Origin of the sequence: Celeribacter halophilus, assembly GCF_900114135.1 — a bacterium.
GTDB lineage: Bacteria > Pseudomonadota > Alphaproteobacteria > Rhodobacterales > Rhodobacteraceae > Celeribacter > Celeribacter halophilus.
In genome coordinates this window covers 25681-33574 of record NZ_FORY01000026.1, presented here as the reverse complement: position 1 = coordinate 33574, position 7894 = coordinate 25681, and the positions used below count along the sequence as shown (strand labels likewise).

The 7894-nt window shown below is 56.7% G+C and carries 6 protein-coding genes and 1 pseudogene; all 7 read left to right on the top strand.

The window, feature by feature from the left end; translation table 11 throughout:
* The coding region (locus tag BM152_RS16950; RefSeq protein WP_139222529.1) for an integrase core domain-containing protein at positions 1-300 on the top strand (300 nt) is incomplete at its 5' end.
* A gap of 24 nt (positions 301-324) precedes the next feature.
* The gene (locus BM152_RS16945; RefSeq protein ID WP_066602233.1) at positions 325-1344 is read left to right on the top strand and encodes an efflux RND transporter permease subunit; all 1020 of its coding nucleotides are present in this window, start codon (positions 325-327) and stop codon (positions 1342-1344) included.
* The gene (locus BM152_RS16940) at positions 1341-2699 is read left to right on the top strand and encodes an efflux transporter outer membrane subunit (RefSeq protein WP_066602228.1); all 1359 of its coding nucleotides are present in this window, start codon (positions 1341-1343) and stop codon (positions 2697-2699) included. The genes BM152_RS16945 and BM152_RS16940 overlap by 4 nt, the downstream gene beginning before the upstream one ends.
* A gap of 84 nt (positions 2700-2783) precedes the next feature.
* Positions 2784-3518 (top strand): DUF1499 domain-containing protein, encoded by a 735-nt coding sequence (locus BM152_RS16935; RefSeq protein ID WP_066602226.1) that lies wholly within the window; start codon positions 2784-2786, stop codon positions 3516-3518.
* A gap of 103 nt (positions 3519-3621) precedes the next feature.
* Complete coding sequence (locus BM152_RS16930; RefSeq protein ID WP_082715336.1) at positions 3622-5406, top strand: ABC transporter ATP-binding protein; 1785 nt, start codon at positions 3622-3624, stop codon at positions 5404-5406.
* Positions 5403-6959 (top strand): annotated as a pseudogene (locus BM152_RS16925) (ABC transporter ATP-binding protein); the annotation flags it as partial. The gene BM152_RS16930 and the pseudogene BM152_RS16925, both read left to right, overlap by 4 nt.
* Positions 6960-7289: 330 nt before the next feature.
* Positions 7290-7829 (top strand): hypothetical protein, encoded by a 540-nt coding sequence (locus BM152_RS16920; RefSeq protein WP_066602223.1) that lies wholly within the window; start codon positions 7290-7292, stop codon positions 7827-7829.
* Positions 7830-7894: the final 65 nt, after the last annotated feature.

The following is a 7894-nucleotide window of genomic DNA, read 5'->3' as shown; positions in this document are numbered from 1 at the left end:
ACGTCCTTCGCCTGGACCGACCGGCTCCGCCGATCCGGCGTGCGTATCTCAATGGATGGGAAGGGCCGCTACCTGGACAATATCTTCATTGAGAGGCTCTGGCGAACCCTGAAATACGAGTGTGTCTACCTGCATGCTTGGGAGACCGGATCAGAAGCGAAGGCAGGCATCCGGAAATGGATGACCTTTTACAACAACCAACGCCCACACTCAGCCCTTGGCGGCAGGCCGCCAGCCGTGGTCTATTGGCTGAGAAATGACAGAACACAACCCGATCAGCAGGAGCAGAGAGTAGCTTAATTTACGCCAGATCCTGTCCAACAAATGGGGAGTAGCTCAGATGGGCGTGTCACCAATCTGCGCGGCAATGATGATGCTACAGAACCGTCTTTGAAATTGGTGATTGATCAGCAAAGAGCTGAGGCTTTAGGTGTCTCGCTTTCTGATGTGAATGCCATGCTTTCTACGGTTTTTGCTGGCTCCTATGTCAATGACTTCCCGCTCGGTAACGATCTGCGCGAGGTGATCGTCCAAGGTGGTGCGAATTGGCGTATGCAACCAGAGGATATTGATCAGTGGTATGTGCGCAATTCGAGTTCGGAAATGGTGCCGCTCTCGGCCTTTATGACCCGTGAATGGGAGATGATTACGCCGAAGCTCGCCCGCTATGGTGGCACGAGAGCGCTGGAAATTTCCGGCGAAGCATCGACAGGGACCAGCTCGGGAGATGCAATGGATCTGATGGAGGAGATGACAGCCGATCTGGACGGATCCTATTCCGTGGCGTGGACAGGTCTCAGCTACCAAGAGCGCTTGTCGGGTGACCAAGAAGCAATCCTCTACACAATTTCCGCGCTGGTTGTATTCCTTTGTCTTGCCGCTCTGTATGAAAGCTGGTCGGTGCCGTTTGCGGTTATGCTCTCTGTTCCGATTGGTATTCTGGGCGCACTGGCGACGACATGGTTCTTCGGTCAGTCCAATGATGTGTATTTCAAGGTGGGCTTGCTCACCACCATTGGTCTCGCCGCAAGAAATGCCATTTTGATCGTCGAGTTTGCGCAATCTCTTCGCGCGGAGGGTGCCAGTCTGGTTGAGGCATCTATCTCGGCTGCTCGTTTGCGGTTGCGTCCTATTCTTATGACCTCTCTGGCTTTCGGATTTGGCATTCTACCCTTGGTGCTGGCCTCTGGGGCCGGGGCAAATGCGCAGAAATCGATCGGCACGGGCATGCTCGGCGGCATCATCTTTTCCGCGGTTATCGGGGTGGTGATGGTTCCGGTTTTCTATGTTGCGGTTATTAAAACCTCCGAATTGTTCCGGTTCCGCAAGGAGGCGACTCAATGAAGTCTTATTCTATTTTGTTGAGCCTCCTTGTGGCTGGCTGTGCGGTTGGGGCGGACTATCAACGTCCGGAAGTCGCGATGCAAACCCGGTTTGTTGGCGGGAGTGCGGAGGCTATTGGTGCCGTTGCAGCGCAACAATGGTGGCGGGAGTATAAGGATCCGCTCCTGACCCAACTGGTGTCACGGGGTCTGGATCAAAACCTCGACGAGATGGCCGCCATCGAAGCGATCCGTCAAGCGCAAGCAGAACTAAGGGCGACCGGCGTCAACGCTGCAATAGATGGCTCTCTTTCCGGAGAGAGTACTCGGTCGGGAGGTGACGGGGCGGGAAACACTAGTACCAGCAATAGCGGAGACCTAAACGCTTCGTTGGTTCTTAATCTTTTCGGCGGCCTCCGGCGTGAACGCGAAGCTGCCAGCGCGTCGCTCACGGCTGCCCGGGCCGATGCGGAAACCGTCCGGCTGGCATGGCTGGCGGAGTTGTTGTCCGCCTATGCCGACGCGCGGTATTACCAAGAGGTCCTGGCGCTGACCCGTGCCACGATTAAAACGCGCCAGGAAACGGTGGATATCACCCGCAGTCAGTTTGAGGCGGGGGGCGCAACAGAATACGAACTGGCTGAAGCGCAAGCACTGCTCTCAACGGCAAGGGCCAGCCTGCCACAATATGCGGCGTTGTTTGATGCAAATGTCTATGCAATCGCGACGCTGCTCAACGAACCTGCTGGTCCGTTGATGACAAAAATGCAGAAGGGCGCACCGCAACTCTCAACTCCGTCCGGTGCAAACTCCGGAGTGCCGGCGGATCTTTTGCGCAATCGCCCTGATGTGCGCAGCGCCGAGGCCGATCTTGCGGAGGCCGTGGCGACAGTCGGCGTGGCGGAAGCCGCGCTATATCCGTCTTTGACACTCAACGGCACAGTTGGCCGTACAGACAGTTCGGACAGCTGGAGTTTTGGCCCTACGCTGTCATTGCCGGTGTTCAATCAAGGTCAGCTACGCGCCAGTCGTGATGCGCAGATCTCTGCTGCCAAACAGTCTGAAATCGCGTGGCGTAGCGCCGTGTCATCGGCTGTAGAGGATGTGCAAGTCGCCCAATCCAATCTGTCACGTTACCGCCAAAGGGCATCCCTTTTGAGAACCGCTGCGAGTGATTACGACCACGCCTTGACGCTGGCGCAGGAGAACTACCGTAGGGGGGCTATTACTCTTCTGGATTTGCTCGAAACCGACCGCAACACGGCTTCGGCCAAGATCTCGGCCGCCTCGGCGGTGAATGACGCTGCGCAGGCATGGGCCACATTGAAGATCGCAACGGGCGCTGGTGCCGCAGCAACAGGAAAGACAGACAATTAAACGACATAGGCCGTTGTTGAGCGGTCAAGACACTGCACTATTCCTGACAAATGTCAGCACCCGAAACACTATGGCGAAAGGCCTATGAAACTCATGAAACATTCCGGAAAAATCGCACTTTTGGTCGCCGTTATAGGCGTATGTGGCGCAGCGTTGATCCTGTTTGGTGCGCGCTTGGGCCTTTGGCAACCCATCACCGGATTCGGTCTCTATCGCTCTTACTTCAACTGGCTCGGAATGATCGTTGCAGCCGTGGGGGTGCTCGCCTTCGTTATTCATATTCTGCGCAAGGAGCGCGGTGGAATGCTGGCAAGTGGACTTGCTGCGATTGTCGGCCTCGTCCTGCTGGCGCCGCTCGCGGCCTCCACACTCAATCCAACACCGCGCGCTGCACCGATCCACGACATTTCGACCGACACCACCAATCCGCCGTTGTTCGAGGTGCTCAATGACACCCGCGAAGGTGCGAGCAATACGCTCGTCTACGGCGGCCCGGAATTGGCCGAAGCTCAGGCCAATTCCTATCCTGACATCGCTCCTCATGAAACGCCCCTCTCTGTCGAGGCGGCCTATGAGCGGGCTTTGAATGTTGCGAACGAAATGGGATGGGAGATCATCGCGACAGATTCCGATCGCCAACGCTTTGAGGCAACAGCCCGGACATCTGTTTTCTATTTTGCAGATGACGTTGTGGTGCGCGTGAGTCCTCAAGGCGAGGGAAGCCGTGTTGACATGCGTAGTGTGTCGAGAGTGGGCCGCAGCGACCAAGGTGTCAACGCCGCTCGTATTCGTGAGTTTCAAGATCTCTTCGGTGCGTGAATTTCTTTGGGGGGCGCGACATGTGCCCCTCAGCCACTGGTGACGGTGCTCGTGCATTTACGAAACGGGACATCAAGCCAGCTTTCAAAGATAGTGGTGCCTCATGTTTGTAAAAACGAAGACCGGCGATTCAAGAAGGCGTATCTCGGGAGCCCCGACATGGCGCGAGAGGTTATTTATATACAAGTGGGCTCTTCTGGCTCTGTTGATTTGCCAGATGGGGCAGGTGATTGCCTCGCTCCTTTTGCCAAGTTTCAGCGCCGACATCGTTGACCTCGGGATAGGTGCCCAAGACACCTCAGCCATTCGTCAGTATGGCGGGCTCATGGGGATTGCCGCTGGGGTTCAGCTTGTGTTGAGTGCCACTGCGGTCTTTCTCGGCGCATTTGTGGCCTACCGGATCGGTCAAAGCCTGCGCGCGGATGTGTTCGACAAGGTGAACCGCCTCGCCTTGTCACAGGTGCAGGGGTTTACTGTCGGCTCCCTCATCACACGTTGTACCAATGATGTCCTGCAGGTTCAGTCGATGCTGGTCATGGCATTCACGATGGTCGTGGTCGCCCCTATCATGGGCGTGGGCAGTGCGGTCATGGCGGTGCATCAGGACGTGGAACTCTCTTGGCTCTTGGTTGTTTCGGTCCCGGTTCTTGCGGGCATCATCGGCTTTCTGACACTCAAGGCTATTCCGCTCTACCAACGGATGCAGAGGCAACTCGATGGCGTGAACAGCATTCTGCGCGAACAGATTGAAGGCATCCGTGTCATCCGCGCCTTTCTGCAGCAATCGCGCGAAAGCATGCGTTTCGGGACGGCAAATACTGACCTGACAGCTACGGCAATCCATTCCGGTCGGCTGATGGCAATGATCATGCCGTCCTTGACGGCTGTTATGCAGTTGACGTCAGTTACCCTGATTTGGGCTGGCGCCAGTCGAGTCCGCTCGGGCGATTTGGAAGTCGGAGCGCTCATTGCCTTTTTGTCCTATGTTGCACTGATCCTCATCGCGGTGATGATGATGGGTTTGATGATAGTCATGCTTCCGCGCGCACTTGTCAGTGCGCGCCGCATTATGGCGCTGCTGCAAAGCTCCGTCGAAGTTGGTTCGCCATCCGATCCCAAACCTCTGCCGCCACGGGGCTCCGGACTTCACCTTCGGCTTGAGGATGTGAGTTTTGGGTATCCGGGTGCGGAAGCCATGGTTATAGAAAACATCAGTTTCGATCTCGGGCCCGGAGAGGTGCTTGGTGTTATCGGTGCGACGGGGTCCGGAAAATCTACGATCGTCAACCTGATTGCGCGGCTGAATGATCCAAGCTGCGGGCGGATCACGCTTGGTGGGGTAGATCTTCGAGACGTCGCGCCCGCTGACTTGTCTGCGCATATCGGCTACGTTCCTCAAAAGGCCTACCTTTTCTCGGGAACTGTCGCGGACACTTTGCGGCTGGGAAACCCCGATGCAGATGATGCGGAACTCTGGACTGCATTGGAGATCGCGCAAGCCGCTGATTTTATTCGGGCACAGCCGCAAGGGCTTTTGTCTCCGGTGGCGCAGGGTGGGGGGAACTTCTCTGGCGGGCAACGTCAGAGGCTTGCCATTGCGCGGGCACTTGTCTGCAATGCGGATCTTTATCTGCTGGATGACTCCTTTTCAGCTCTTGACCAAGCGACGGATCGCAGGCTGCGTGGGGCACTCCGAGAGGCCGTAAGTCACGCAGCCACGGTGATCGTCAGTCAGCGTGTGGCGTCTATTCGAGATGCAGATCGAATCCTTGTCATTGAGAATGGGAGAGCTGTTGGCCTCGGGTCGCATGATACACTGATGCGGGAGTGTCCAGTCTACGCTGAAACTGTCCATTCGCAGACTCAGTCAGAGGAGGGTGCGGCATGACCAAGGCACATGAGCCAGAGCTTGACAGTGTTGCGCCGACTGAAACGACCGCCTCCGGGCCTGGGGCGTCGCCGGCTCCGGTTGCGGTGGCGAAGCCTAAAGCAGCTGGGGATGCCGCTCGGCGGGTCTGGTTGGCGCTGGGCAACAATAGAAAGACACTGATCGTCACCTTCGTGCTCAGTGCAGGGAGCGTGATCGGAAATTCCGTGGGCCCTTGGCAGCTCGGCCTTGCGACCGACTTGCTGGTCAGCGACAGTTATACCTTCCCGGCTCTTGTCCGCCAGCTCTTGATCGTTGCGGCGATCTACCTTCTCGCATCGGGCCTTAATTTCTTGCAGGCTTGGTTGATTAACGACCTTGTGCAGAATGTGGGGCGCGACCTGCGTGAAGCGGCGCAAGCCAAGCTCTCTCGAGTCCCGCTCAAGTGGTTCGATACACAGCCTCATGGCGAGGTTCTTTCGCGGTTTACCAACGATATTGATAACTTGGTCCAGAATCTACAGCAGGTTGCCAGTCAGGTTATGCTGATGTTGATGACCATTATCGGTGTTTTGACGATGATGCTTTTGATATCTGTGCCGCTTGCTGTCGTGGCTTTGGTCGCGATTGGCATATCGCTTGCAGTGTCGCGCCTGCTAAGTCGCATCGCTCAGCCGAGATATGTAGAGCAATGGCGCGAAACAGGAAATCTGAACGCACTTGTGGAGGAAACTTTTACCGGACATGCGCTCATTCGAGCCTATGGCGCGCGCGATCGCGTAGACCTGCGGTTTGCCGAGAAGAACAGCGCTTTGGCACAGGCAAGCATGCGCGCGCAGATATTTGCGAACCTGATCCAGCCGACCACAATGTTCGTGAACAACCTCGCCTATATCGCGGTGGTTGTCTTCGGGGCATTCCAGGTCTTGGCGGGGTCGCTCAGCCTTGGCGGGGTGCAGGCCTTCATCCAGTATATCCGCCAGATGGGTCAGCCGATCTCGCAACTTGGCAGCATGGCAGCACAGGTGCAGTCCGCGCTGGCTTCGGCAGAGCGGGTTTTTGAATTGCTTGATGCGCCTGAGATGGCGGTTGAACCAGAGGCAGGTGCGGAAGTCTCCCGACCGGTCAGCGGCCATGTCTGTTTTGAACATGTCGGGTTCCGCTACCGTCCGGACCAACCGCTGTTCGAGGATGTTAGCTTTGAGGCCAAGCCGGGCCAGATGCTGGCCATTGTCGGCCCGACCGGCGCCGGTAAGACGACGCTGGTCAACCTTTTGATCCGCTTCTACGAGATCGATAGTGGGGTGATCCGGTTGGATGGAAAGGATATCGCTGACCTGCCGCGCAGCGAGTTACGCCACGCCATGGCAATGGTGTTACAGGATGCATGGCTCTTCACCGGAACGATCCACGACAACATCGCCTATGGCCGTCCCGAGGCGAGCCGTGAACAGGTCGTCGCTGCCGCAAAACGCTGTCATGTGGACAATTTCGTTCGCACGCTACCAGACGGCTATGATACCGTTCTGGAGAACGGCGGCGGGTCTCTTTCGCAAGGGCAGCGCCAGCTTATGACGATTGCGCGCGCCTTCCTGCTTGATGCGCCGATCCTTATTCTCGACGAAGCGACGAGTTCGGTCGATACACGCACCGAGATGCTGATCCAAAAGGCCATGGCCGAGCTGCGTCAAGGCCGCACGAGCTTCGTCATTGCGCATCGTCTATCGACGGTCCGTGACGCGGATATGATTATTTACATGCAAGATGGAAACGTGCGCGAGACGGGGACGCACGAGCAGCTCATGGAGTTGCAAGGAGGGTATTGGAAACTCCAGAGCGGAATACAGAGTTAACCCCGAAACGAACGATCCGAACATCATGATGAACCTCCAAAGGACCGAAAGATGACAAAAAGCAGTTCAATCTCCACCGCCCTCATCGCCGCTTCGTTGGGGCTGACACTTCCTCAGTTGTCGTTTGCCGAAGCTCCGACCATCCAAACCGTCGGCCCAGTCATCCATCTCGCCGACAACCTGGGCGAAGAAGCCATGCTCGGGTGGTGTATCGACACGGAAGGCCGCGAGTTGAGTGACCAGCTTCACGCGCATTCATGCAAGCCGGAGGGAGACGACGTATTGTTTTCTTATTTACCTGATACGGGCATGATTGAATCTGCAACCTACGAGGGCTTGTGCATGGCCTATAACGCGCCAGACAATGCCGAAAACCCTTTCGGACTTATCGCCTGCGATGAAGCGGATCCGGCACAACACTTTACTTATGATGCCACCAGCATGGAAATGCGCCTTGCTGCTGATGCCTCGCAATGTGTGACCGTCTCCCCGACGATTGATGATGCCGGTCCCTACCAGTCCCGCGATCTCATCCTCGGGGTCTGCGATGAATTGGAGCCGGTTTTTAAACAGTGGGTTATTCGGGGCTGACCTAAACAAGCGCGATGCCGGGGCAAGCTTTCCGCCCCGGCAGTGTGGCCTTGCGTAGTCACAAC

Bases quoted from the DNA above. Each gene is read 5' to 3' on its own strand.
- BM152_RS16945 (WP_066602233.1), top strand. From the start codon at position 325: ATGGGGAGTAGCTCAGATGGGCGTGTCACCAATCTGCGCGGCAATGAT.
- BM152_RS16940 (WP_066602228.1), top strand. From the start codon at position 1,341: ATGAAGTCTTATTCTATTTTGTTGAGCCTCCTTGTGGCTGGCTGTGCG.
- BM152_RS16935 (WP_066602226.1), top strand. From the start codon at position 2,784: ATGAAACTCATGAAACATTCCGGAAAAATCGCACTTTTGGTCGCCGTT.
- BM152_RS16930 (WP_082715336.1), top strand. From the start codon at position 3,622: ATGTTTGTAAAAACGAAGACCGGCGATTCAAGAAGGCGTATCTCGGGA.
- BM152_RS16920 (WP_066602223.1), top strand. From the start codon at position 7,290: ATGACAAAAAGCAGTTCAATCTCCACCGCCCTCATCGCCGCTTCGTTG.